Source organism: Pseudalkalibacillus decolorationis (genome assembly GCF_024609785.1).
Lineage (GTDB): Bacteria > Bacillota > Bacilli > Bacillales > Fictibacillaceae > Pseudalkalibacillus > Pseudalkalibacillus decolorationis.
In genome coordinates this window covers 36,619-62,714 of the sequence record NZ_JANHJQ010000012.1, presented here as the reverse complement: position 1 = coordinate 62,714, position 26,096 = coordinate 36,619, and the positions used below count along the sequence as shown (strand labels likewise).

The window sequence follows — 26,096 nt, the reverse complement described above, 5'->3', positions numbered from 1 at the left end:
ATACTAAGAGAACTTAACGCGTAAAAAGGATGTTGCCATGTCCTAGAACTTATACATTTTGTTAAAGGTAACCTGGTTACGCCAAGCCTTAGCTTAGATTCATCTATGTTTACCAGACATCGACTTAGCACTTCACACCATATGAAAGCATCAAAGATACCACGTCCTTGAGGAAACCAGCACAAAATCATACTAAAGATAGGGGAGCATTCCATGAATGAACCAGAACCAAAGCCAAGTGATCAACACGTCGTTGAACAAAAAGCCCGTCATTGGTTGAGTGAGCGCGGTGTGACAGAAAATGATATTGCAGAACTCGTATATTTTCTACAAAAACCTTACCACCCTGAACTCGATATGGAGGTTTGTCTTCACAATGTTGATCGAGTGTTGGCAAAACGCGAGGTCCAAAATGCAATCTTAACTGGAATTCAATTAGATGTACTGGCTGAAAAGGGAAATCTTGAAGAACCTCTACTGGATATATTACGTAAAGATGAAGGACTGTATGGGGTGGATGAAATTATCGCCCTCTCGATCATTAACATTTACGGGTCAATTGGATTTACAAACTATGGCTATATCGATAAATTAAAGCCAGGAATTTTAAAAAAATTAAATGATAAATCAACCGGAGAGTGTCATACTTTCCTCGATGATATCGTAGGGGCAATTGCAGCAGCAGCCTCCAGTCGTCTGGCGCACAGTGAAGCAAATTCCGAATAGAAATGCGCAAGCGTCCCGGGGCAGCCACAAGGTCACTAGAAGGCCAGATAGGAGGGGCGGCCCAAACAAGTTCGGCCCAGCGTGGGAATAAACATGGAGTAATTCAGTGTTCTGCCACGCTTCAACTGACCTTCTTGGGCTACACAGGGCGCTGGAGCCTTTCTTTTTTGCAGTATAATTTGTGGAGGTATTGTTCAGGAGTAATTTACATCGCTTACCCCAAAATGTTCCATTGATTTAGAGACTGAATTGTATGGGTCGGCATCCTCTGAACACGTACTAGATCGCTTTCCAAAGTCACACCTGTATGCACAAGCAATGTATCCAACCCTGCATTTAAACCCGCTAGAATATCTGTATCGTAGTTATCCCCGATCATTAGAGTTTTTTCCTTAGCAACACCTAACTTTTGCATTGCCAGTTCCATAATGATTGGCTCAGGCTTACCAATGAATATGGGATCCACTCCGGTTGAAGTAGAAACAACTGAGGTAAGAGCTCCGTTTCCTGGGACGAATCCACGATCAGTGGGAAAAGTAACATCTTTATTTGTAGAAAGGAAAATCGCTCCCCCTCTTACAGCCAGGCATGCTTTTGAAAGCTTGTCGTATGTCAGACCTCTATCAATGCCCATCACAACATAGTCTGGATTTTCTTCCTCTACCAACTTCAAGCCTTTTTGCTCCAAGCTTTCCTGTAATCCAACTTCTCCAATCATATACACACTCGACCTTGGCTTTTGCTGCACAATATATTCTGCAGTTGCCATGCTTGAAGTAAATACTTGGTCAGGAGTGGCAGGAACATCAAATTTCTGTAGCCTTTTTGCTGTTTGTTCCCTCGTACTTGAAGAGTTGTTCGTCACAAACAGGTATGGAATGTTTTCGGATTCCAATGCCTTTACAAAGATAACAGCCTCTTCAATCCTCTCTTTACCTCGATACATCGTCCCATCCAAATCGATTAGGTAGCCTTCATATTTCATTGCTTACACTTCCTTTTCTTATTCACGTCTTCAAAAGAGAACTCAGTAAATCATCATAATTTACACGATCCATTAGATATGTAAAATGAGAAAAAGCCACCTAATGGGCAGCTTTCTTTTAATCGTTTTTCGGTAGAAATGCTGAAACAGGACCTAGCTCCTCGGTTAAATACCGACGAATCCGATCTGGGAATGCGTTCAACTCATTTATATGATCACTCAAAACTAATTTTATATGCTTGTGATTTAGGTTCGTATAATTTTGCACAAGTTCTTTACGTAGCGAAATTACTCTTTTTAACCCCATCGCTTCTTCTACCTTGATAACCTTTTCGTCTTCAAGAATATCAATTATGTCTTCATAGCTTCCCGGATCTCTCATAATAAATCCATCGATCATTTTATTTCCTGTGTCAATCATTGTTTCTATAATCATATGTGCCAGACGCTCAAGTGCGAGAGATTCTTTGGCATTTTCACCGAACGGTTCATTTTTTAAAATTTGTAAATTGGTCTCCAGATAACTAATTAATTCCTCAATTTTCTTTCGGTCAACAAAATACATACTATTCACCTAACTTTAATGATGTCTTTAGAACACTGAAACTGGAATTAAACTAGGGCGGGCGTAAAAGAAACCTTGAACCATATGGACACCATTCCGTTCCATTACAGATGCCTCTTCCGCGGTTTCAATTCCCTCCGCAACAACTAATGCATTCGCTTCCTTCGCAATATGTAGTAATCCCTGCAGCATCGATTCCTTAAGTTTATTCCCATTTATATCTGAAATCAATGAGCGATCTACCTTAATAATATCAGGCAGGACGAAAGAAATCGAATTTAGACTTGCATAGCCTGCTCTCGTATCATCTAAAGCAATACGTATGCCTTTTCGTCGCAACTTCTTCAAGTTTTCTTTTAACTGAGGGAATTGATGAACAGACTCCCACTCCGTTATTTCAAGTACTAATTGCGAAGGATCCAATGACGGATAATTGGCTAAATATATAATCCATGTCAGAAGGAAAATCATTATGGGCGACCGTTTGTGGTGATGTGTTAATAAAAGTTATATCGGTTTCTCCCATTTGGTTAAGCGCTTTTTTGATGACAATCAATTCTAACGGATATAGAAGGTTGGTCTGCCTTGCCATACTAAACAAATGTAAAGGGTGTTCGTACGGGCTATTAGTCGGGCCTCTTGTCAGAACTTCCATTGCGCTGATCGTTTGGTCCTCTACATTGATGATCGGTTGTGAAAGGAGTGAGATATTTTCGGTACGGATGATTTCGCTAATTTCGTGAACCATTTGATTATAATTTGTTTGGCGACTCTTTTTCGCCATTGCAAGTGCTTTCTGATATGTATCTTGTAATGACTGAATCGGGGTTTCTGAATTGAGTTCCAACACCATATACCCGGCTTGAAAATAATCACCTTCAAACTCATTTCCCGGAATGTGTAGATGTGCCGTGATATACTTCTGGATCTCGCTTATGTATCGTTCAGTGATACTAATTACGTCCACTCACTAGCTTTCGATTCGACGAAAATAGGTACTTCCATTGCAACATTCGATTTTTCGATTCAGTAAACAAACCAATCACCTACCTTTGCATGCACCAATTCCGTACACTTTTAGTTTATCATAAAAAATTGGAAATCCTTTCATTCGGATAATATTTTTCTATTCGACAAATTATTGTTATCATATAGAAAGCTATGTGTTATACGGCTTATTGTTAATCGATGAATTATTCATCTTATTTAGGAAAAGCGCTAATTTTTTTAAAAAAACAAAGCAATTAAAAACATAGGGGGAGAAAAATGGATAGAGAGTTAGCACTAGAAATTGTTCGAGTAACTGAATCAGCTGCCTTGGCATCGGCACAATGGATGGGGCGCGGCCTAAAAAATGAGGCAGATCATGCAGCAACAACAGCTATGCGTGCTATGTTTGATTCTGTAAACTTAAAGGGAACCGTTGTCATTGGCGAAGGTGAACTTGACGAAGCTCCAATGCTTTACATTGGGGAAGAAGTTGGCACTGGTTATGGGCCAGAAGTTGATATTGCTGTGGATCCATTGGAAGGCACGAACATCGTCGCAAAAGGACACCCTAATGCAATGGCAGTCATCGCAATTGCAGACCGAGGGACTCTTTTACATGCCCCTGACATGTATATGGAAAAGCTAGTGGTAGGAAAAGCGGCGGCAGGCAAGATTAGTATAAACGACCCGATTGAAAAAACAATGGATATTGTCGCAGAGGCTAACAACAAACGATTGCACGATTTGACGGTAATTATTCAGGAGAGACCGAGACATGAAGAGTTAGTCGAACGGATTCGACAAAAGGGAGCTCGTGTTAAACTGTTTGGTGATGGAGATGTCAGTGCTGCGATCGCAGCTGCTCTTCCACACACGGGAATCGATTTGTTTGTTGGAACAGGTGGTGCACCAGAAGGTGTTATTTCAGCCGCTGCGATCAAATGCCTTGGCGGGGAAATGCAGGCTAAGCTTGTACCAGATAATGATGAAGAAAGAGAACGTTGTATTCGTATGGGATTAGAAGACCCTACTCAGTTACTTACACTTGATGACCTCGTACGCGGTGATGATGCAATCTTTGCGGCAACTGGTGTCTCAACTGGGGAACTTTTAGAAGGCGTCCGCTTCCTTTCAGGAGATCATGTTGAAACAGACTCTATCGTCATGCGTGCTAAGACAAAAACGATTCGATCAATAAAGGCTCAACATCACTTAGAACATAAGCCAAATTTAGTAATGGAATAGGAGGGACATTAAATGTCAGAACGATTTTATTTATACGATGACACAGAACAAACAAAAACACGTTTTGTAAGCTTTATGGGTGAGAATCAGAGGTTCGATTTAGTTGTTATCAAAACAGATCGGCATTTCGGTAAGTGTCTCGTCTTAGACATCCAAAGTGGAAGATTCGCTATAATCGGAAGCGACGATCTTGAAGAACCAGGATATCTCGAACATGCTTATAATATTAATGAGGAAGACGCTCAAGAATTGTGTGAATTTCTTGAAGAGGAAGTGCTTTCTTAAAATAAAAACCATCCGTGATAACGGGTGGTTTTTATTTTACATGTGTTGTCCCCATACAATTTTTATGTCCTTAACAGCGATCTCTTTAGAAAGGCGAATATTTCTGCCTTAAATTCTATGAGAGATTCGTTTTGCTCTTGACTAATATAAAATCGTTCTGCAGCATTTTCAACCAGATTTATAATGATCCTTGAAGTTGATCTCACATTAATGTCATTGATTATTTCATTATCTTTTATGGCTTTATTTATATTATCCTCAAGCCAATTATAATAAGGTTGATAGATCGACTCCCATTTTTCCATTGAATAATCAATCGCAAGACCCGAATAGCAAAGGACGATAATGTCTTTGTACGAATCTGTAATAGTAAATGTTTCTTCAATTACGATTTCCATTTTATCCCAAAAACTTTCTTTCCCTTGGATTCTCCCTTTAATACCTTCCAATGTAGTGGTGAGAAGGCTATCCGCAATAGCTGGTATTAATGCATTTTTTGATGAAAAATATAAATAAAAAGTACCTTGCGCAACCCCCGCTTTTTTAACAATATCTGAAATGGAAGTTTTATCAAGTCCTTTTTCAGAAATGACGTCAATCGACGCTGATAAGATTTTATTATATTTCCCATCAGAATTACTTACCATATCTTAAACACTCCATCCTCATTATGAATGACTATCATTCATTATGTTGTATAAATAATGTATTGTCAAGCCAGATAAAAACCAATACGAAACCTTGTATCGAAACAAAAAAGATAAATACAACTTATAATAACCCTAATATAACACAATCCGAGAAAAAATTGTAAACACATCAAACCACTTAATTATCACTTTCCAAGGGCAAGATAAAAGTGGGGAAAAAAGTCATACCTTCTTTCCGATAAACGTATAATCATAGTACTCCAACGACATCTTTATTTAAACAAAATGCCCGAGGGGAGTGGTACCGTTTGGCAAGAAAAAAAGGTTATCATAAGGAAGCAGAACAATATTCCGATTTCTCGAATGTAGAAACAATGCATCGATTTGTACTGCCCGAAGATTTACCTGAAGGTCCGTATGGGTCACCAGTTGTTTCCTCGATTGGAAAAACAACCCCATTTGATGAAGACCAACGAACCTATAGTGCATTCAACTATGAGAACAAGTCGCTTCATCAAGGAACTCCAAGACAATATCCAGGTGCACATCCTACACATGATGACCCGAACCAAAATGATGAACCCCCTTATGGCCGCTAGTACTAAGAGCCTGACCCTATGGGTCGGCTCTTTCTTTACACGTTAAGAAAGTATAAAAAATACTTTCTATAGTATAAGCGCAACTAAGGCGATCGCCTGCGCTAAGGCTTGGCGTTAGCCAAGTTTTCTTTATTTTTCTTTGCTTTTCTTCGTTTTTACTTTTTTTATAATAAAATAGGCGCAACCAAAATTACAGTACTCCAAAATGTATTCAGGCACTGTACTATACTTCGTATCAAAAGATGCTTTGTCATGGCTATCATCAAAAAAGCCTCTTAGTCGAAGCTGATTATAACCCCAATCGCCAACAATATAATCGTATTTATGTAAAATTTCACTGTATCTAGATTTAAATTCTTCTTCATTCCAGCCTTCTCTATAGTCTTCAATGATTTCGTAAAGATTTCCCTGAATGTTAATCAATTCCATCACTCCGTTTCACTTCTTTATTTTATCACGATTTGCTATAAGATGCCTCTTGTTCATTTTGTATAACCTTGCAGGTTCCAGCAAAATCTATACTCAGGAGGTGAAATGAATGAAAGAATTATTCATGACCGTATTTCTGTTCAGTATATTAGGACTTACTGGCTGTGGAATGACAAATGATGAGTATGAGGGTGCAAACGGAAATGGCGTCAATCCGACAAAGACCAATGAGTTGGAAAACCAAGCTGGAACACGAGGTGAGGGACAAGCGGAAAGAATGGATGATTACGGATACACACGTATTCAATCTCCACTTGGTAATGGAAGTCGTATATTTGGAGATTCACCTAAAATTGATAAAAAACAGTTGTCCACGATCATTTCACGTTTAGTGATGCAAATGGAAGAAGTCAATGATGCTGCCACTTTGGTTACATCAGAAGAAGTTCTAATTGTTTATGATACAGATGCTGAAAATCGCAATCAAATGGCAGATAAAGTTAAAAGGTCTGCTATATCCGTTGTACCAAGATATTATCATGTGTATGTTTCCGATGACACAACATTATTTGAATCTATTGAGCGTTATAAAAATTTAGATGATAACACTGAAAATGTAGAAAGCAGTCTTAATGCTTTAATTAAAGAAATGAAAAAATCTCCTCAAGGGAAACGAATGAGTGAAGGCGAAGATGAAAATGGTGTTCATGACGGTGAAATGAACGATAACAAGAATAATGACCAAGCTAAGTAAACATATAAAAACGGGGTGAAGCGCTTCACCCCGTTTTATATTATATTATATTAATTTGCTTCTTGCTGTCTTTTAGATGCTGCGTTAACCTGCTCATCCGCATGATAAGAAGAACGGACAAGAGGCCCAGATTCACAATGACTAAATCCTTTTGATAATGCAATTTCTTTCAATTCAGCGAATTCATCTGGGTGATAGTATTTTATCACTTTCAGGTGTTTTTTCGTCGGTTGCAAGTATTGTCCGATTGTCATAATGTCTACATTGTTCGCACGAAGGTCGTCCATTGTTTCGATAATTTCTTCCTTCGTCTCACCAAGACCAATCATAATGCTTGATTTTGTAGGAATTTCCGGTTGCATTTCTTTTGCACGACGCAAGAATTCAAGTGATCGCTCATAGGTTGCTCTAGCACGAATTCTTGGAGTAAGACGTTTGACGGTTTCTATATTATGATTTAATATATCTGGTTTTGCGTCCATCAATGTTTTTAAATTTTCATATCTCCCCATCATATCTGATGGCAGAACCTCGACTGTACAAAACGGACTTTTACGTCGGACAGCTCGTACAGTTTCTGCGTATACGCCTGAACCGCCATCCTTTAAATCATCTCGTGCAACCGCAGTGATGACCGCGTGCTTAAGACCCATCAACTCGACTGAATCAGCCACACGTTCAGGCTCATTTAAGTCTAGCTCGTTTGGAAGTCCCGTCTTAACAGCACAGAACCGGCAGGCACGAGTGCAGACGTCCCCAAGGATCATAAAGGTAGCCGTCTTTCGAACAGCCCAGCATTCATGAATGTTCGGACATCTTGCTTCTTCACAAACGGTATGTAGGTTTTTCTCGCGCATCATCTTTTTTAGACCTGTATAGTTTTCATTCGTATTTAATTTAATTTTTAGCCAGTCTGGCTTTCGAAGATGTTCTTCTTTTTTTGCCATCTTATTCACTCCAATGTTGGATTTGATTTAAGATTCGGCATTGAGTTCATACTTACTCTGATGCACCAATCTAATACTTCTATACTGTATCATAATGTTATTTAAAGTTCCATCTCAACTGCTCTCTAACGTTCATTTCCAACATTTGAGATAAATGTTTTGTTCTGTTCAATACAAACTAACATTATGAAAAGATACAGGAAAGGAATGAACTCCCTGTATGAGATATTTCGTTGTGTTTTTAATGTTTATCATAATGGGATCTATAATGTTAACAACTGATGTTTCTGCAAAATCAAAGTACCAAAAAGAAGACGTCGACAGGTTTGCTCTCTACCATAAAATAGAGGCAATTACCTCCGTACCTTGGTATTATTTAGCTGCTGTTGATCAATATGAACGTTCAATCCGTAAAACTCAGAAGGATTTACCTGAGGAAAAAGGTTTGGTCGGTATATATTACTCTCCACGGCAATGGGTTGGTCCATTAAACCCTAATCTAAATGATACAAATCCAGCTACAATTGCATTATTTGAAGGAATAGGTCTAGATGGGAATGGAGATGGAAAAGCTGAACGGGAAAACGATGAGGATGTTCTTTATACGTTTGCTCATTATTTGCAATCATACGGGTTTGATGAAGAAAACCTTAAAATTGGATTGTGGGAATATTATCAACGTGATAAGACCGTAGATATTATTTTGGGGATGGCAAAAGTCTATAAAGAATACCAAACGTTAAGCCTCAATGAAAGGGCTTTCCCCGTTCCATTAAACGCAAATTACAGCTATCGAAACACCTGGGGAGACCGACGTGGATTTGGTGGATTAAGAATTCATGAGGGGACAGATATCTTTGCTGATTATGGAGTTCCTGTTCGGGCTACAACATACGGGGTCGTAGAAGTTGCTGGTTGGAATCGATTCGGAGGATGGCGTGTTGGTATCCGTGACTTAAATAACGTTTATCACTATTACGCCCATCTAAAAGGATTTGAAAAAGGAATAGGTAAAGGTTCCGTTGTAAAGCCTGGACAAGTGATTGGTTATGTTGGGAGTTCTGGTTATGGACCACCAGGAACCCAAGGTAAGTTTCCACCACACCTTCACTATGGGATGTACCGTGATAATGGATTCAGTGAGTGGTCGTTTGATCCTTATCCATATTTGAGAGCGTGGGAAAGGCTTGAACGAATTAAAAACCGTAAATAACAGGGAAATTCGATTCAAAAAGAAAAAGGGGTTAACTCATTAATCGAGTCAATCCCTTTTTTTAATTATTTCTTTGCCTTCTCTACTTTAACAGCATTCACGACACTGGCGATAAGGCCACCCCAAAGGATTACCATCCCGATCACCATCATTGTAATAGCGCCACCAGACATGTTATCCTACCTCCTTTTTCTCTTCTGTTGATTTGCTCCATTTTTTAAGAGAAAGAAGAACACCTACAACGATAACCGCAACAGCAATGAAAGCGCCTGGGAAAAGGATAAATGAATCTGTGTAGCTTCCATAGTTCCCGGATTCTGTATCAAATTGCTGTAGGAAGTTTTGTTTCAACAGATCGAACATCATATAACCTAGAACGACCGGAGTAATAACAGATAGACAGATCTTCCACCATAATCCAGTTCGAATATCAGAGACACCATTTGCATGTTCCTGTAATGGGTTAAGCTGTTTAAATACCCATGCAATTAAGACAACTTCGATTAATCCAGCCAATGCAATTCCAAACTGATTAATAAAATAGTCTGCAACATCTAGGAAGAACAATCCGCCTTGTGTAGAGTAAACGATTGAAATGATTGAAGCGGCACCACCACCAAATAGAACAGCCTTATTTCGAGAAATATTAAACTTCTCTTGAATACCTGCAACAAACACTTCACATATTGAAATTAATGATGTAAACCCTGCGAAAACTAATGATAGGAAGAATAAGACACCAAACACTTCTCCAAAGACTGGTATTTCATTTATAATTTGTGGGAATACCGCGAAAGCTAAGCCCACGCCTGCATCCGCTACTTCAGATACCGGTAAGTTAGCCTGAGTTGCCATAAATCCTAACGCAGCAAAAACCCCGATTCCTGCTAATAACTCAAATCCTGAGTTGGCGAAACCTGTAATAAACGCATTGTTGGTAATATCGGATTTCTTTGGTAAATAACTCGAATAAGTAATCATAATGGCAAATCCGATTGATAAACTAAAGAAAATATGTCCATAGGCAGCTACCCATACTTTTCCGTCCCAGATCGAATCCCAGTTCGGCTGAAAGAAAGCTTCTAACCCTACTGTTGCACCTTCAAGTGTGATGGCACGAATGACAATAATGATAAACATCACCACAAGTGTTGGGATAAAGATTTTATTTGCTTTCTCGATTCCTTTTTTAACACCTTTAAATAAAATACCTAGTGTAATAACCCATGCAATAACTAATGGAATAAAGACGCCTGGAACAATACTACCAAATTCACCAGGTGTAGCGGCAATATTTAAATACTCTCCCATTAAAAATCCGCCTGTATCTTCTCCCCACTCTTTTGAAAAGGAAAAGATCGTATACGATAAGGCCCAACCAATAATAACGGAATAATAAGTAGCAATGACGAATGCTACTGCAACTTGCCACCATCCGACCCACTCCATCTTCTTATTCATTCTAAAGAAGGATAGTGGTGCAGATCCCCGGTATTTATGACCTAAGGTGAATTCCATAATTAAGATTGGAATTCCGGCAGTAAGCAGTGCAAATAAGTACGGTAAGAAAAAGGCTCCCCCACCATTTTCATAGGCTACGTATGGAAACCTCCATATGTTGCCTAAACCTACTGCAGAACCGACAGCAGCTAATACAAATCCTGCTCTTGTCCCCCATTGTGCACGATTCTCCATTAAAGTTCCCCCATTCCTAATGTTAGTACACTAAAAGTTTTTAAACCTTTAGTCTTTTCTGACTATTTCGCTTATTAGTATATCTATTACGCTTGACCATGTCAAAGTATTCTTTAAAATTTTAGTTATATGTGACTACGTTTAACACCTAGCAATTTAGTAGGAAATCCCTAAGTATAAAGAAAAGCGGAAGCGCCCTGTTCAGGTGCAACAAGCGCTGGAGATTCTGCAACATAACACGCTCTTTGTGTTTGTGGAAGAATTGAAGCGACCTCGAGCACCTGGGCGCTGGAGCTAGACATCGCATCCATGCGCAAATTTTTATACTTTCTACTTGCCTTCAAGATAAAAGGACTGGCAGCAATGTGCCAATCCTTGAAGTACATGTTTATGAACTTGATTTTATTATACGTTAGGAAAGTATAACTTTTCAACAAGAAGTATAAGCGACGTTGAGGAAAAGTTTACTTACGTCCCAAGTATAAGCGCAACTAAAGCTCAGCCTATGCCAAGGCTTGGCTTTGCCAAGTTTTCTTTATTTGTTTGAACTGGTTTCCGTTGATGCTTCTACATTTACGGAACCTACATTTTTCAGAGCAAGTGAAACGATAACTAAGAGTACGATTGAGACAAGTAGTGTGATTAATATACTCTGTGTAAATCCGAGTACAAGGAACCCAGCAGCACTAATCAATGCTGCTAACAGCGCATAAGGAAGCTGTGTCATAACATGATCAATATGATTACTCCCTGCACCAGTTGATGATAAGATCGTGGTATCAGAAATTGGTGAACAATGGTCTCCAAACACAGATCCCGCTAGTACAGCAGCAAGTACTGGAAGCAAATAGGTGATATCAGTTGCAGCTGCAATTTCTCCAGCAATCGGCATCATGACACCAAAGGTTCCCCATGATGTTCCTGTCGCAAATGCCATAATGCCAGAAATAATGAAAAGTAATACAGGTAGAAAGGCAATGTTAATATTACCATCGACTATACCTGCTAAATATTTACCTGTACCGATTTCATCAATAATTTCGACAATAACCCAGGCGAAAACTAAAATATATATCGCCGGAAGCATTGATTGGAGTCCTTTCCAGATTCCAAGTCTTAAGTGCTTACCAGGTAGCCCTTTCGTTAAGAAAAAAATAAGAGTAACTGCTAGACCAATTAACGCTCCCCAAACAAGTGATTTTGCGACATCTGTATTTTCAAACATCGCTAGAAGCGTCACGTCTCCCTTAGTTGCTTGAGCACCTGTGTATAGCATCGCTCCAACTGTGCCAATAATTAATGCAATGATCGGCCATATCAGGTCGCCGACTGTTCCTTTATCACTCTCAGGCAAATCCATTTGTTGTCCAGGGACAGACTTGCTAGCTGGGTCTACGACCAGACCTTCATTAATCGCACGCTCTTCATGTGTTTTCATTGAGAACAGATTAATGTTAAGAATTGCTGTTGCAAACACTAAAAGCAATGCAGATAATGCATAAATATTCATTGGAATAATTTTCATAAATGCTTCAAGTGCTCCAATGTTCGTCACTTCATGAGTTGCTAATATAGTACCAATCAATCCGATGATATAAGCTCCCCAACTAGAAACTGGTGAGATGACACACACAGGTGCTGCTGTCGAATCAATATAATAAGCAAGCTTTGCGCGCGAAATACGGTGGCGGTCTGTCAAAGGACGACTGACATTACCGACTGCAAGGGAATTAAAGTAATCATCAATAAAAATAATTAGTCCTAAAAATATCGTTAAAAGTTGTGCCCCGACACGTGACTTAACTTTTTTACTCGCCCATTCCCCAAAAGCACGACTTCCACCTGCAATCGCAATCAGAGAAGTCATAATCCCTAAAAGTAGTAAGAACAAAAGAATAAATATTGTCCACTTATTTAATTCCCATGTTCCTGCATCAGATTGTGTTACAAACAAGCCGCGTAGGATTTCCCAAACATGTATTGCGGTATTTCCTACGTTAAAATCATTCAGCATTAAGGCACCTGCAATAATACCAGCACCTAAAGACAATAATACTCTCCTCGTTAGCGCAACCATCAACAGCGCCAATAAAGGTGGAATTAAAGAATAAATCGTGTTCTCCATTAAGTAAGTAAACCTCCTAGTGTGTATAATAATCAACGACTTATATTGTTAATGAAGTTCAACTAACGCAGAAATTCGTAGTTTATCAGATAACAAAAAAGGTAACGATAGATAGAAAATAACCTATCGTTACCTTTATATACGTAACGGTTATCCCCCATCGGATCACGTAGTTCACCACTATTCATTCTTACCGAATAGTGACAGTACTACACCTGTTAGATGCAGCCCCAACAACAAGCACTTCGACGAATGCTTATTGCTTCGGCAAATATCCCTTTCGCTGATGGTCATAGATGTCATTCTTACACCAGATACTTTTGATAAATGCGCCTCTACCTCATCGGATGACAAGGTTTATTTAATTTTTCGGACAGGTATTATTATAACAGGAAGGCTATATAAATACAAACCTATAAATAAGGTACTCTAACGTTTATCTAGGTGGTCGATTTCCTTCGTTATTATCTCCTTCTCGTTCCTTCTCCGGTTTTACCGGTATTACTGGTTGTGCACCTTCTCGAGCACCTGGGCTGTAATAATACGGTACATCACCTTCTATAAATAAATCTCCAATTCTAACAGAGTTTTCGATGACTGTATTCTCACTTGAAAAAGGAATAACTACATTGGCAATTACTTTAAAATCAATGTAAAGTTCTAAATACGTATTGTTAATCCCCAATTCCACTTTATCTGCTCGAATTTCAGATTCAACAGATCCAATGATTTCAAATCTCACCGGTATACGAGGTCCTAAGTTTTCAAAAAGGGCATTTTTGGTGGCAGCTCCTAACGGAATATCAAAGACTATTCCTTCCGTATCACCGACCCGCTCGTATTCAATTTGGATATCATTCATTGCAGTATCTAGTTCATCTAGCTTTCCTGCTTCAACATAGTCTAAATACTTTTGGACTCGTATCGTAGCTTCCGATACAATTCGGTTATACACTTCTCCATTAAAACTATATACACCGTCTGCTCCTTCATGTACAATATATAATTCCTCTACATCCATCTCTTCTACAATTTTTTTAGAAATCGCATCATTGATTGCTCGTGTTGCAATTTGCCTGCTTTTCGTTTCCGCTATGCTCATAATAATCGGCTCGAGTCCTTTATTTACATATAGCAGACCCATAAATGTTAATACGATAAAAATTATTGCTGAAATTACAAACGCATATTTAAAAGGAAGTGGACCGTTTCGGGGACGTCTCCGTATTTTCCACATAAATATACCCCCTGTCTATTGCTATGTGTATGCAACTTGAGGGGGTTGTATCGCTAATTTTTTCTTAAAGTATGTGTGTTGCCATCTTAAGTAATGCTTCTCGGCCAACCGTTCCTTTTGTAATACCTAATGTTTCTGCTTCATATGTGACCGATTCAAGCGGAGCGTCTAACAATTGGTCCAGAGTCCTTACACCAACCGCTCTACCTGCGATAATTTTCCGATCTTTTAACTTTTCATTTAAGAGTGCTACGTCCAGAGCACCACACATTATATATCCCTTATCATTACTAATTGACATGAAATTGGTCTTCGGAAGCGCAATTGTGACTGCAGTAAATAAGTGACCCTCTATCTCAATTGGAGTAATCGAGATCATATCTTTCCTCTCCTTGTCCCCATTAGTGTGTATTCAAAAAATTCGTGACACTATAGAAATTTCCTGGTAGCACGGTTACTTTTTGAACATCCTCTATTATCAGTATGACAATTTGGAGAAAGAGTGTTGGCAATCCACCTAGTTATTCATGCTTTTTAACTTCCAGCCTAGCACGTCCCTGAGTGTTTCTGGAAGGTAGTAGGCCTTTTCTTTAGCATATGCTACTGAGGGTAGCAAGCGTCCAAAGGTGAACATATCAACCGTTCCAATTGAATAGATCCGATCGGGGTCCAGGTGCTCACCGTTTATTACTATTTTCTGAACATGGTATTCATTATCGGAAAGCGTTTGTCCTTGGACATCTACACCGTCAAAAATCATTGTCCCCATCACTTTGCCTCGAAATCCAAGGCCTTTGATTTGAAGTTGTTCCATCTCATTCGTTAGTGCATGCTGAATCATTTCCTTTAGATACTCACCCTTTAAAAAAAGCTTGCACGGATTGATTGGATGCGGGCATATGCGGTGAAGGTCTGCTTTTGAAACAGGACCTTCTGGTAATCGATCTAATAGTAACCCAGAATTGATCATCCCGATTTCTGCATTACACCATTCCCGTGTTGCTTTTGATAACAGAGTAGAAAATGGAGAGGGATTAAACCAATCTAATTCGAGCGGTTGAGTGAGTACCGTCACTTTTTCTTGTAACATTTGGTCTGCTCGTTCATTTAATTCAAGAAGCTTCATCTCACATCTTTCATCTCGTTCATAGGATTGTACATCCATACATTCTGCAGTGACATTAAGAATTTTCTTTTGATTAACATCCCAGTCAATCTCCATTTTCCCAACATTAAATCCGAATTTTCCTGCCTGCCCAATCGTCGTTTTACCTTGATGGAGACCGTTCAGTAGGACGTGATGTGTATGGGCGCCTAATATGATATCGAATTGACCCAGTTCAGTAGCAATCTGTTTATCCGCTTCAAGTCCAAGGTGTGAAAGAAGAATCAAGATATCGACATCATTACGTAAATAATCTGCCCACTTTCGAAGTACCACAAATGGATCAAGCACGCGCCAACCGAGCAACTCATAATAAGTCGTAAAAGGAGCTGTCACACCGATAACGCCAATCTTTAAACCGTTTGGAAGTGTATGAACTTCGTACGGTTTAGCCCACTGTGGTAACTCGCCATTTGGAAGTTCTAAATTGGCCAGAAGCACTTGAAAGTTTGCATCCTCATAAAGTCGGTTAAGCTCCTCCATTGAAAACGTGATCCCTTCATTGTTTCCGATTGTTGCATTTAGAAATCCCGCTTCATTCATTAGCTCTACATTTCCTCGTCCTTCCGTGCCTTCTGTAACAGGATGGAAACGGTCAACATGGTCCCCGATATCAAAACAGATCCACGGCTCGTCATTTGCTTCATGCTTATGCCGTTGATCTTTTAAGTAAGCGATGATTTTAGGCCATTGATCGAGATTACTATGTAAATCATTTGTATGATATAGATTAAGCTTACAAATCGAGCCCATAACATCGTCTCCTTTTATTAAAATAAGTCTAGCTGCCTTGGTGCAAGCCCTTCGTATTCGATTCCAAGGAGTTCAACCATCTGGCGTGCATTATCTGCTGCATCTCCACCCGAATTATTGTTAAACAACACAGTAACCTCGTGCCCAGGCTGATTGAGTTGCTGTAGTTTTTCCTTCCACTCCACTAGTTCATCGTGCGAGTACCTATATAAATACCTGACATCTCGCCAATTTGGGTTGCCTTTCTTTTGCCAACCGTGTGTATTTCGACCATGGAAACGGATAAGTGTCTGATCCGGATGTGTTGGAACTAAGACAGTTGGTACTGAACCTGAGCCTGCCTGGGGTTCATCACATATGCTGTGTATCCAATTCTCCTTCTCCATAAAACTCAGTGTTTTTTCCCGAAAGTCTGGGTGAAACCATGATTGATGGCGGAATTCTAGTGCAACCGGAAAATCCATCATTCGTTCACGGGTTTTTCTTAAGTGCTCTACATTTTCACGTTTGCAATCAAACCATGGTGGATATTGAAAAAGGATCATTTTGAGCTTCTTAGCGTCTTGGAGTGGTTTTATCGACTCTTTATAAAGACGAAACATCTCTTCCTCACTTGAAAAAGGAATCTCTCCCCTAGAGTGTCCTGTCATCCCTTGATACGCCTTTACAACAAACGAAAATCGACCTGGTGTCTCCCGTACCCACTTCTCATAGTTCTTAACTGGCTGAACAGCATAAAAGGAAGAATCAATTTCTACTGTAGGAAAGAAACTACTATACGTTTGAAGCTTTTCAGAAGGTCTGATATCTGCTGGATAAAGCGTATCGTGATCACCCCAACCTGTTAGCCCGATTTCTATCATGAAAGATCGATTCCTTTCGATTCGATAATCTAATGTTATGTATATTATTTTGAGTTGTATCCGAAAAAAATTCAAGTAATAGGATACAGGAATTATTCATCAAATTATGGACCACGGTTCTATGATAAAAATGAAAAAGCGGACCAAAATCCGCTTTTTCCTAATCGTATTTACTTTAACAAAGAAAAACTAACGGTTCGTTCGAACGTGGAACATAGACCGTGCTGCTAACCATTCAAACAAATTCTTTTTCGACTGTATGGAACGTCTTGCTATCCTTATGTTTTGTAATCTTCCTGTACACGATTGCCGCTGGTACTAACCAAAACCCCTGAGAGAACCATAGCAGCACGCAACGTATAGCGAGTTCCTACAGCACCTACAACAGGTCCACCAGCACCTTGACCGAGCGCGTCCGCTTGACTTAAGAACGAAAGCACAGTGGCACGAACGTTACGATCTATGTTCTGATTGACCCACGTGTCGAGCAGTGGAAAACTAATTGCCATCAATATGGTCAAAAGCCAATAACAGCCTAAAGCAACAGCAAAATTACCTGCTAAACCAAAGACTGTATGTATCTGCCAAGACACCAGTGATACTTTCAAACAATAAAATGGTGAGCTCCAGTGCTGTTCCGATTAAAAGCAATTGAAATGCCCCCATAACGAGAGCGCGTTCTCTATCCAAATTAATCTTTATCCGGTGGAACCTTCCATTTCGAACTTAATTAAAAAGCACTATCAAACGCTTTTCAAGTTGTGTAAAAACGTTAATATATAAAGGTTTTATAGAATCCTGTTTTCAAAACAGTTTACCTATTTATCAATGAGTACAGTTGTTTCCTTTTTGAGATATATCGGGTATAATAAAACTAGAAAGTTTGAATACAATAAAAAAGACCGTCGGTGCTGGTAACACCAACGGTCATACAATAGCAGGTTCCCTCAAAGGGGGATCAGCGTCAGAGCGGAATAATCCACCTGAGCCTCTAACTCAAGGGTGGATTATTTTTTATGGTTAAACGACAGTACTACAACGATTAAAGTTGTAAACGCGCATGCGAACATCAACGCTTCAAATACCGTCATACAGCATCACCCCCTTTCTGCTGGGAGTGTGCCGACCACCCTTGAGAAATCCTATTCTATTGCCTTTTTATTATAGCATGTATAACAAACACGTTCATGGTCTCAAATACAATCCGAGTGTGTATTTTGATCCGATCAAGTTCAGTTCATAAAAAATAAACCTTGGTATAATCGTTATTATACCAAGGTTTATTGGGTGTTATCCGATGGAACCTTCCATTTCGAACTTGATCAAGCGGTTCATTTCAACTGCATATTCCATTGGTAACTCTTTCGTAAATGGTTCAATGAAGCCCATTACGATCATTTCAGTTGCTTCTTCTTCAGAGATTCCTCGGCTCATGAGGTAGAATAATTGTTCCTCAGAAACCTTAGAAACCTTAGCTTCGTGCTCAAGTGAAATATTTTCGTTCAAGATTTCGTTGAATGGAATCGTATCAGAAGTGGATTCATTATCCATAATCAACGTATCACACTCAACGTTTGCACGTGCTCCACTTGCTTTACGACCGAAGTGAACGATTCCGCGGTAAGTAACTTTACCTCCGCCTTTAGAAATCGACTTCGAAACAATTGTTGAAGACGTGTTTGGTGCAAGATGAATCATCTTCGCCCCTGCATCCTGGTGCTGACCTTTACCAGCAATTGCGATTGAAAGTGTCATACCACGAGCGCCTTCACCTTTTAAAATGACAGCGGGATACTTCATCGTAAGCTTGGATCCGATATTACCGTCGATCCATTCCATTGTCGCATTTTCTTCTGCAACCGCACGCTTAGTAACGAGGTTGTAAACGTTGTTTGCCCAGTTCTGGATCGTTGTATAACGACAGTATGCGTTTTTCTTGATCGCAATTTCAACGACTGCACTGTGAAGTGAGTTTGTTGTGTAAACCGGCGCTGTACAACCTTCTACATAGTGTACAGAAGAATCTTCGTCTGCGATGATCAGTGTACGTTCGAATTGACCCATATTTTCAGAGTTAATACGGAAGTACGCTTGAAGCGGCGTATCACATTTAACTCCCTTAGGAATATAGATGAACGATCCACCAGACCAAACAGCAGAGTTCAGTGCTGCGAATTTATTATCTGTCGGCGGTATAATTTTACCGAAATGTTCTCTGAAAATGTCTTCGTTTTCTTTAAGAGCTGTATCTGTATCTTTAAAAACGATCCCTAAATCTTCGAGGTCTTCTTTCATATTATGATAAACAACCTCAGATTCATATTGAGCAGAGACACCAGCTAAATACTTTTGTTCTGCTTCTGGAATACCAAGCTTATCAAACGTACGCTTGATTTCTTCAGGTACTTCATCCCAAGATTTCTCGGACTTTTCAGATGGTTTTACATAGTACGTGATATCATCAAAATTTAAGTCTCTTAGGTTGCCGCCCCATTGTGGCATCGGCATATTGTAGAAATACTCAAGTGACTTCAAACGGAAATCAAGCATCCATTGAGGTTCACTCTTCATACGAGAAATTTCTTCAACAATTTCCTTCGTTAAGCCACGCTTAGATCGGAAAATGGAGACGTCTTTGTCTTTAAAGCCATATTTATATTCACCGATTTCTGGCATTTTCTTTGCCATGGTTTAATCCCTCCTTAAAGGATACACAGTACATCCAGGGCCGAATCAGTCTGTATCATTTTTTCTGTATAGTTCTATTGTAAGCCGAATGCTGCAATATGACAACCACAGAACTATTGTTGTTCGCCATCTTTCTCGTAAACCCCTTTTTCAAGGGCCTTCCATGCGAGTGTGGCACATTTGATCCGTGCTGGAAACTTGGATACTCCCTGTAAAGATTCAAGATCACCAAGATCCAGGTCACCATCATCATACTCTTTCCCTTGCATCATATCCGAAAAAACCTTTGATAAACGTAGGGCCTCATCCACAGGGAGGTCTATAATGGATTGTGTCATCATCGATGCAGAGGCAAGACTAATCGAACAGCCTTCTCCATCAAACTTAGCATCTTTGATTTTTCCATCTTCTACGTCCATCGAAATTTGAATTCGATCTCCACACGTCGGGTTATTCAGATTTACAGTTAATGAACCGTCTTCAATGACCCCTTTGTTACGGGGGTTCTTATAATGATCCATAATGACTTGACGGTACAGTTGATCTAAATTAGAAGACATGACCGAAATACTCCTTTGTAGTCTTTAGTCCTTCAATCAATGCATCTACATCATCTTTCGTATTGTACAAGTAAAAGCTTGCGCGTGCAGTTGCAGTTACGTCTAACCATTTCATCAATGGTTGTGCACAGTGATGACCTGCACGGACCGCAATTCCTTCTGTATCTAATACAGTTGCAACATCATGTGGATGGACATCATCCAAATTAAACGTCACAAGACCAGCTCTGTTTCTAGGCCCGAAAATAGTTAAGCCCTCAATTGTAGACATTCGTTCCATTGCATACTCTACAAGCTCATGCTCAATCTTTTCAATTTCATCAAGGCCAATCTGCTCTAAGAAGTCGATAGCGGCTCCAAGACCGATTGCTCCAGCGATGATTGGCGTTCCACCTTCAAATTTCCACGGAAGTTCTTTCCATGTCGAGTCGTATAGGCCAACAAAATCGATCATTTCACCGCCGAATTCAACGGGTTCCATTTTGTCTAGAAGTTGTTTCTTACCATACAGTACCCCAATGCCTGTAGGCCCACACATTTTATGAGCAGAGAAGGCAAAGAAATCACAATCTAATTCTTGGACATCCACCTTCATGTGCGGAGCTGCTTGCGCCCCATCAACCATCATTACCGCATCATTTCTATGAGCAATTTCCGTGATGTCTTTAATTGGGTTAATGGTTCCAAGTACGTTCGAAACATACATGACCGATACAATCTTAGTATGCGCGGTAATCGTATTTTCAACATCGCTCAAGCTAATCGTTCCATCCGCTTGTAGAGGGATGTATTTCAACGTTGCTCCTGTTTCTTTAGCGAGCTGTTGCCACGGTATAATATTACTATGGTGCTCCATCGGAGTGATGACGATTTCATCACCTTCTCCAATGTTTGCACGTCCATAGCTTGACGCTACTGTATTAATCGCAGTCGTTGTACCACGAACGAAAATGACTTCCTCTGTTGAAGAGGCGTTTATGAATCGGCGAACCTTTTCACGAGAGCCCTCATATCCATCTGTTGCCCGGGTTCCAAGAGTATGGACGCCACGGTGAACATTCGAGTTATCATTTTTATAATAGTGAGCCAGCGTCTCGATAACTGAAATCGGTTTTTGAGACGTTGCGGCACTGTCTAAATAAGTGAGCGGTTTGCCGTTTACCTCTTGGCCGAGTATAGGAAACTGTTCTCGAATTTCCTTTGTGATCATTGCGTAACTTTCCTTTCGATCACGTCGGTCAACATTTTCTTAACTCCCTCAATTGGAAGCTGGTTTACAACAGGTGCAAGGAATCCGTGAATAACCAAACGTTCTGCTTCTTTACGGGAAATTCCGCGGCTCATTAAGTAGAACATCTGCACTGGATCTATACGTCCAACAGAAGCAGCGTGACCTGCTGTTACATCATCTTCATCGATTAAGAGAATCGGGTTAGCATCCCCACGTGCCTTTTCACTAAGCATCAGTACGCGTTCCGTTTGCTCACTATTCGCTTTAGTAGCGCCATGCTCAATCTTGGCAATTCCGTTAAAGATGGAGCTTGCACTATCTTTCATAACTGCATGAGCCATAAGTTGTGCATCAGACTCTTTACCCCATTGGTTCACACGGATAACAAAGTTTTGCTTTTGATCACCGCGACCAACAGAAACCGTTTTCGTATCACCGACTGAACCATCGCCAACTAAATTCGTTGTATTTTCAGAAATTGTGTTGCCATCGTTCATCTGACCGAGCGCCCATTCAATCTTTGCATCACGTTCAGCATGGCCACGACGGTTCACATATGTTGTAACCCCATTAGCCAGGTTGTCAACCGCCCCGAATTGCACACGTGCATTAGGTCCTGCATAAACTTCTGCAACAATGTTCGCTACAGATTGCTTCTCAGTACCGTGGGATAAATAATTTTCCACATACGTTACAGAACTATTGGATTCCGCTACAACGATCACATGGTTAAAAAGAGCAGCTTCCTGATCTTCTTGCCAGAAAACAGACTGAAGAGGAACTTCAATTTCAACGTTTTTTGGGACATACACGAAAACGCCACCATTGAATAAAGCTGCATGTAAAGCAGTTAAGCGGTGTTCATCAGGTGAAACCATTTTGTTCATAAAATACGTTTCAACAAGATCACTATGCTCTTGAACTGCTGTTGCGATATCTGTAAAAATAACACCTTTATCCTGCAATTCTTTTGATAACTGTGTGAACGCAGTAGTCGAGTTACGTTGTACGATAAAGTTATCCGTACGATCTTCTTTCCCAACTAAGTTCAGAATATGTTCAGGAAGATCCTCTACCTTACTAAATGCATCTGCTTGAACATCATGCTTGAAATTTGTGAAATTCCAGTTATCAATCTTCGTTTTTTCTGGCTTCGGCATCGGTAGGCTTTCGGCCAGTTCCAATCCACGAAGACGAAGCTTTGTAAGCCATTCAGGCTCTTGGCGTTTTTTCGAAAATTCACTTATATAGGTTTGATCGAAGTCAATCTTCGTTTCGTTCGTTTCCACTGACATAATTATCCTCCTTCAATGCCTACGCTTGTTCTACTGTTTCGTCTTCAATTCCGAGCTCTTCTTTAATCCAATCATAACCTTCTGCTTCAAGGCGCTGTGCAAGCTCAGGTCCACCAGATTTTACAATACGACCTTGCATCATTACATGTACCTTATCTGGTGTAATGTAGTTCAATAGACGCTGGTAGTGTGTAATAATCAAGCCGCCGAACTCAGGAGAGCGAATTTCATTGATCCCTTTAGAAACGACCTTCAATGCATCGATATCAAGACCAGAGTCAATTTCATCAAGGATTGCAATTTTGGGCTCAATCATTAACAACTGTAAGATTTCGTTACGTTTTTTCTCTCCGCCTGAGAACCCTTCGTTAAGGTAACGTTGAGAAAAGGACTCATCCATATCAAGAAGTTCCATTTTTGAATCCATTTTACGGATAAACTTCATTAATGAAATTTCTTTTCCCTCTTCACGTCGAGCATTAATGGAAGAACGTAGGAAATCGGCATTTGTTACTCCGCTGATCTCACTTGGGTATTGCATTGCAAGAAATAGTCCGGCTTTCGCACGATCATCTACTTCCATCTCTAGAAGATCCTCTCCATCAAAAGTGACAGTTCCTTCAGTAATTTCATACTTCGGATGACCCATTAAGGCAGAAGCTAGAGTAGATTTCCCCGTTCCGTTCGGCCCCATAACTGCATGGATTTCACCACCGTTTATTTCAAGGTTAAGACCTTTTATAATTTCTTTTCCTTCAATGGAAACGTGTAGGTTTTCGATCTTTAAATTTGGTGCAGACATGAATTTAACCCTCCATTTTCGTCTTCTTATTTCGATTCCATTCTCCATTGTAACGAAAAACGACGGAAAAATGAAATAATCGATTTTCTTTAATTTATTATCATTCTAATTTTATAACAAATTAAAATAATTCTCAATAACAAATACGGTTTTTCAAGGAAGAATCGTTAGCTAATTGAGAATGAAACTCTCTTATTGATAGAAACCTCGTTTATTATTCAGAATCTTCTGGATAAGTAAATGGATTATGGCAAGCCATCTGTTTAAGGTTTTTAGTCAATTGCCATAATTATTTTTTATATTTTCCAAAATAAGGAAAACTTAGCAATGCGCAGGCTGTCCCTTAGTTGCCCTTATACTTTCTTAACATGTAAAAAATAAGGGGATTGACCCGAATTGGGCCAATCCCCGCTCAATTTTTAATTTATATACTCATTATGACGTTATACATTATGACTTATTGACTTTACCCGTTAATTGGTGAAGCACCTGTTGACTTTGTCTGTAGTCTCGCTCACGTTTTTGTTCAATCTTTAAACGCTTTTCTAGGCTGCGCTCATACTCTGCGTAACCGATCCCATGTGACTGGTGCATAGCTTTCTCCATTTCACCTGTATGGTTCGTGTCAATATGATGGATAATAAATCAATCCTTTCGGGTTTTTTCAATCATTATCATTAATATATACCCTACCAATTATCAGGTTAAACTCCAAATGTGATATGAAGGTATAATGATCCTTCTGTCTCCTTTAGACACTCTGGAGTCATGTTAGGAAACTCTACTATATATATCCACCATATTCATCCGGAATCCTAGCTTGTCCAATTAATGGAGCTTGTCGTTTTCCTGGCTTAGATCTGTAATCGCTTCTTGCACAAGCGTCACCGACTGGCTCATCGCAGCGCCTCCACCAAAGGCTGCACATACACCAATCGCTTCAAGAATTTCTTTTTCAGAGCAACCTTGATCTAAGCATCCTTTTGTATGGTAAATAATGCAATACTCATCTTGTGAAAAAATGCTTATACCTAGTGCAATTAATTGTTTTTCCTTTTTAGACAACTTACCTTCCTTAAAGCAGGCTTCTGAAAACGCATTATATTTACGGGCTAGGTCTGGCATCTTTTCTGTAAAGACACCCATTCCATGTTTAAAGTCCATTAAAGCAGCTTCTGTTGGTGTGCCGGGTTCTTGATTTTGTTTGTCGTTTTGTTTCACCAGTAAACTCCACTCCTTAAAAGTCAATATCACTGTTAGTATGGATTCTTCCGCCAAAAGTATCCTAAATACTTTTCCGAAACAACGCGGCTAATAAAATAAGTTTTCAGCTGATAAATTCGTAGTTAGGCTGATTAGAATACTTAGCAATGGCAAACTTTTGGTGTGGGCTGAGCCTTAGAACACTTATACTTTCTAAACGTAAAAAAAAGAGTACCGCGACTAAAATCACAGTACTCTTCTGAAAATTATTCAGTTACAGGAACAACTGCACCTTCATACTCTTTTTCAATAAACGTTTGAATTTCCTTAGATTTGAGGACCTCAACTAATGTTTTGATATTCTTTTTGTCCTCGTCCCCTTTATTTACTGCAATAATATTTACATATGGAGAATCAGTGCCTTCTAACGCAATCGCATCTTTCTTCGGATCAAGTCCAGCGTCGATCGCATAGTTTGTATTTATCAAAACAGCGTCCCCTTCTCCATTTTTATAAACTTTAGGAAGTAGACCTGCTTCTACATCTGTACGGAATTTCAAGTTTTTCGGATTCTCAACAATATCGTCAACTGTAGCTTCCGTCTTTTCAATGCCTTCCTTAAGCTTAATCACACCATTACTTTCTAACATACTGAGCATACGGCCATGATCTGCAACAGAGTTACTCATAATTACTTCTGCACCTTCTGGAAGTTCTTCAAGACTGTCATATTCTTTGGAGTATACTCCGATTGGCTCGATATGAATTCCACCTGCGTTTACAAAATCATATTTTTCGTTTTCTTCCATTTGCGACTTCATGTACGGGATATGCTGAAAATAGTTTGCATCAATTTCTTCATTTGCCAAAGCCTTATTCGGTAGTACATAATCCTGGAATGTTTCAATTTCTAATTCAATGCCTTTTTCCTCAAGGATCGGTTTTGCTTCCTCAAGAATTTCTGCATGCGGGACGTTTGACGCACCCACAACCAACGTATCTTTGTCATCCCCATTACTGCATGCTGCTAACACTGAAATTCCTAAACCAATTGATAATGTTAAAAGTAATTTTTTCATAATATAAGTCCC

The 26,096-nt window shown here is 39.6% G+C and carries 29 protein-coding genes and 1 riboswitch; of the genes, 6 read left to right on the top strand and 23 right to left on the bottom strand.

From position 1 onward, the window contains the following. The first annotated feature begins 213 nt into the window (after nucleotides 1-213). A complete protein-coding gene (locus tag NON16_RS12970; RefSeq protein ID WP_257349571.1) occupies nucleotides 214-726 on the top strand; it encodes a phosphatidylglycerophosphatase A family protein in 513 nt (170 codons plus the stop codon). 214 nt (nucleotides 727-940) lie between these two features. Here the strand turns inward: NON16_RS12970 and NON16_RS12965 are convergent, their stop codons facing one another. From NON16_RS12965 to NON16_RS12950, 4 genes are all read right to left on the bottom strand, one after another. After that, nucleotides 941-1,711: a TIGR01457 family HAD-type hydrolase gene (locus NON16_RS12965; protein WP_257349570.1), complete on the bottom strand. Its 771-nt coding sequence runs from the start codon at nucleotides 1,709-1,711 to the stop codon at nucleotides 941-943. 118 nt (nucleotides 1,712-1,829) lie between these two features. Then, nucleotides 1,830-2,276, bottom strand: a complete 447-nt coding sequence (locus NON16_RS12960) for a DUF86 domain-containing protein (RefSeq protein ID WP_257349568.1) — start codon at nucleotides 2,274-2,276, stop codon at nucleotides 1,830-1,832. 27 nt (nucleotides 2,277-2,303) lie between these two features. After that, nucleotides 2,304-2,747, bottom strand: a complete 444-nt coding sequence (locus NON16_RS12955) for an EAL domain-containing protein (protein ID WP_257349566.1) — start codon at nucleotides 2,745-2,747, stop codon at nucleotides 2,304-2,306. Then, nucleotides 2,674-3,243 (bottom strand): EAL domain-containing protein, encoded by a 570-nt coding sequence (locus NON16_RS12950; protein WP_257349564.1) that lies wholly within the window; start codon nucleotides 3,241-3,243, stop codon nucleotides 2,674-2,676. The genes NON16_RS12955 and NON16_RS12950 overlap by 74 nt, the downstream gene beginning before the upstream one ends. 299 nt (nucleotides 3,244-3,542) lie before the next feature. Here NON16_RS12950 and glpX point away from each other — a divergent pair, with 299 nt between their 5' ends. Further along, a complete protein-coding gene (glpX, locus tag NON16_RS12945) occupies nucleotides 3,543-4,511 on the top strand; it encodes a class II fructose-bisphosphatase (RefSeq protein ID WP_257349561.1) in 969 nt (322 codons plus the stop codon). Nucleotides 4,512-4,523: 12 nt separating this feature from the next. Then, nucleotides 4,524-4,796, top strand: coding sequence for a DUF3055 domain-containing protein (locus NON16_RS12940; RefSeq protein WP_257349558.1), 273 nt, complete (start codon nucleotides 4,524-4,526; stop codon nucleotides 4,794-4,796). A 62-nt stretch (nucleotides 4,797-4,858) separates the two neighbouring features. Here NON16_RS12940 and NON16_RS12935 read toward each other — a convergent pair whose 3' ends face one another. Next, nucleotides 4,859-5,443: a TetR/AcrR family transcriptional regulator gene (locus NON16_RS12935; protein ID WP_257349556.1), complete on the bottom strand. Its 585-nt coding sequence runs from the start codon at nucleotides 5,441-5,443 to the stop codon at nucleotides 4,859-4,861. A 377-nt stretch (nucleotides 5,444-5,820) separates the two neighbouring features. Here NON16_RS12935 and NON16_RS12930 point away from each other — a divergent pair, with 377 nt between their 5' ends. Next, on the top strand, nucleotides 5,821-6,045 hold the full coding sequence (locus NON16_RS12930) for a hypothetical protein (protein ID WP_257349737.1): 225 nt from the start codon (nucleotides 5,821-5,823) through the stop codon (nucleotides 6,043-6,045). A gap of 129 nt (nucleotides 6,046-6,174) precedes the next feature. On the opposite strand, the gene NON16_RS12925 is transcribed toward NON16_RS12930, so the two are convergent. Continuing rightward, nucleotides 6,175-6,468: a YutD family protein gene (locus NON16_RS12925; RefSeq protein WP_257349554.1), complete on the bottom strand. Its 294-nt coding sequence runs from the start codon at nucleotides 6,466-6,468 to the stop codon at nucleotides 6,175-6,177. Nucleotides 6,469-6,583: 115 nt separating this feature from the next. Here NON16_RS12925 and NON16_RS12920 point away from each other — a divergent pair, with 115 nt between their 5' ends. Then, complete coding sequence (locus NON16_RS12920; protein ID WP_257349553.1) at nucleotides 6,584-7,228, top strand: YhcN/YlaJ family sporulation lipoprotein; 645 nt, start codon at nucleotides 6,584-6,586, stop codon at nucleotides 7,226-7,228. A gap of 50 nt (nucleotides 7,229-7,278) precedes the next feature. On the opposite strand, the gene lipA is transcribed toward NON16_RS12920, so the two are convergent. Next, nucleotides 7,279-8,175: a lipoyl synthase gene (gene lipA, locus NON16_RS12915; RefSeq protein ID WP_257349552.1), complete on the bottom strand. Its 897-nt coding sequence runs from the start codon at nucleotides 8,173-8,175 to the stop codon at nucleotides 7,279-7,281. 268 nt (nucleotides 8,176-8,443) lie between these two features. Between lipA and NON16_RS12910 the strand changes: the two genes are divergently transcribed. Further along, nucleotides 8,444-9,388 (top strand): M23 family metallopeptidase, encoded by a 945-nt coding sequence (locus NON16_RS12910; RefSeq protein WP_257349551.1) that lies wholly within the window; start codon nucleotides 8,444-8,446, stop codon nucleotides 9,386-9,388. Between the two features lie 65 nt (nucleotides 9,389-9,453). Here NON16_RS12910 and NON16_RS12905 read toward each other — a convergent pair whose 3' ends face one another. From NON16_RS12905 to NON16_RS12830, 16 genes are all read right to left on the bottom strand, one after another. Next, on the bottom strand, nucleotides 9,454-9,561 hold the full coding sequence (locus tag NON16_RS12905) for a methionine/alanine import family NSS transporter small subunit (RefSeq protein ID WP_257349550.1): 108 nt from the start codon (nucleotides 9,559-9,561) through the stop codon (nucleotides 9,454-9,456). Between the two features lies 1 nt (nucleotide 9,562). Continuing rightward, complete coding sequence (locus NON16_RS12900) at nucleotides 9,563-11,083, bottom strand: sodium-dependent transporter (RefSeq protein WP_257349548.1); 1,521 nt, start codon at nucleotides 11,081-11,083, stop codon at nucleotides 9,563-9,565. Nucleotides 11,084-11,618: 535 nt separating this feature from the next. After that, a complete protein-coding gene (locus NON16_RS12895; RefSeq protein WP_257349546.1) occupies nucleotides 11,619-13,208 on the bottom strand; it encodes a Na+/H+ antiporter NhaC family protein in 1,590 nt (529 codons plus the stop codon). Between the two features lie 162 nt (nucleotides 13,209-13,370). Beyond that, a riboswitch (Lysine riboswitch) is annotated at nucleotides 13,371-13,554 on the bottom strand. Between the two features lie 90 nt (nucleotides 13,555-13,644). Next, a complete protein-coding gene (yunB, locus tag NON16_RS12890; RefSeq protein WP_257349544.1) occupies nucleotides 13,645-14,445 on the bottom strand; it encodes a sporulation protein YunB in 801 nt (266 codons plus the stop codon). Between the two features lie 64 nt (nucleotides 14,446-14,509). Further along, on the bottom strand, nucleotides 14,510-14,824 hold the full coding sequence (locus NON16_RS12885) for a YunC family protein (protein ID WP_257349543.1): 315 nt from the start codon (nucleotides 14,822-14,824) through the stop codon (nucleotides 14,510-14,512). Nucleotides 14,825-14,962: 138 nt separating this feature from the next. Next, nucleotides 14,963-16,363, bottom strand: coding sequence for a bifunctional metallophosphatase/5'-nucleotidase (locus tag NON16_RS12880; RefSeq protein WP_257349541.1), 1,401 nt, complete (start codon nucleotides 16,361-16,363; stop codon nucleotides 14,963-14,965). 17 nt (nucleotides 16,364-16,380) lie between these two features. Further along, nucleotides 16,381-17,226, bottom strand: coding sequence for a DUF72 domain-containing protein (locus NON16_RS12875; protein WP_257349540.1), 846 nt, complete (start codon nucleotides 17,224-17,226; stop codon nucleotides 16,381-16,383). 278 nt (nucleotides 17,227-17,504) lie between these two features. Further along, nucleotides 17,505-17,819, bottom strand: a complete 315-nt coding sequence (locus NON16_RS12870) for an MFS transporter (RefSeq protein WP_257349539.1) — start codon at nucleotides 17,817-17,819, stop codon at nucleotides 17,505-17,507. A 697-nt stretch (nucleotides 17,820-18,516) separates the two neighbouring features. Beyond that, entirely contained in the window at nucleotides 18,517-19,914 is a 1,398-nt protein-coding gene (gene sufB, locus NON16_RS12865) for a Fe-S cluster assembly protein SufB (protein WP_257349537.1), read from the bottom strand. 113 nt (nucleotides 19,915-20,027) lie between these two features. Continuing rightward, complete coding sequence (sufU, locus tag NON16_RS12860; protein WP_257349534.1) at nucleotides 20,028-20,474, bottom strand: Fe-S cluster assembly sulfur transfer protein SufU; 447 nt, start codon at nucleotides 20,472-20,474, stop codon at nucleotides 20,028-20,030. Then, nucleotides 20,464-21,684, bottom strand: coding sequence for a cysteine desulfurase (locus NON16_RS12855; protein WP_257349533.1), 1,221 nt, complete (start codon nucleotides 21,682-21,684; stop codon nucleotides 20,464-20,466). Before NON16_RS12855 ends, sufU begins: the two co-directional genes overlap by 11 nt. Beyond that, a complete protein-coding gene (gene sufD, locus NON16_RS12850) occupies nucleotides 21,681-23,000 on the bottom strand; it encodes a Fe-S cluster assembly protein SufD (protein ID WP_257349532.1) in 1,320 nt (439 codons plus the stop codon). The genes NON16_RS12855 and sufD overlap by 4 nt, the downstream gene beginning before the upstream one ends. A 19-nt stretch (nucleotides 23,001-23,019) precedes the next feature. Further along, nucleotides 23,020-23,802, bottom strand: a complete 783-nt coding sequence (gene sufC / locus NON16_RS12845) for a Fe-S cluster assembly ATPase SufC (protein WP_257349531.1) — start codon at nucleotides 23,800-23,802, stop codon at nucleotides 23,020-23,022. 450 nt (nucleotides 23,803-24,252) lie between these two features. Beyond that, the gene (locus NON16_RS12840; protein WP_257349752.1) at nucleotides 24,253-24,396 is read right to left on the bottom strand and encodes a YuzK family famiily protein; all 144 of its coding nucleotides are present in this window, start codon (nucleotides 24,394-24,396) and stop codon (nucleotides 24,253-24,255) included. A gap of 234 nt (nucleotides 24,397-24,630) precedes the next feature. Beyond that, entirely contained in the window at nucleotides 24,631-24,966 is a 336-nt protein-coding gene (locus NON16_RS12835; RefSeq protein ID WP_257349735.1) for a carboxymuconolactone decarboxylase family protein, read from the bottom strand. A gap of 305 nt (nucleotides 24,967-25,271) precedes the next feature. Next, on the bottom strand, nucleotides 25,272-26,084 hold the full coding sequence (locus NON16_RS12830; RefSeq protein ID WP_257349530.1) for a MetQ/NlpA family ABC transporter substrate-binding protein: 813 nt from the start codon (nucleotides 26,082-26,084) through the stop codon (nucleotides 25,272-25,274). Nucleotides 26,085-26,096: the final 12 nt, after the last annotated feature.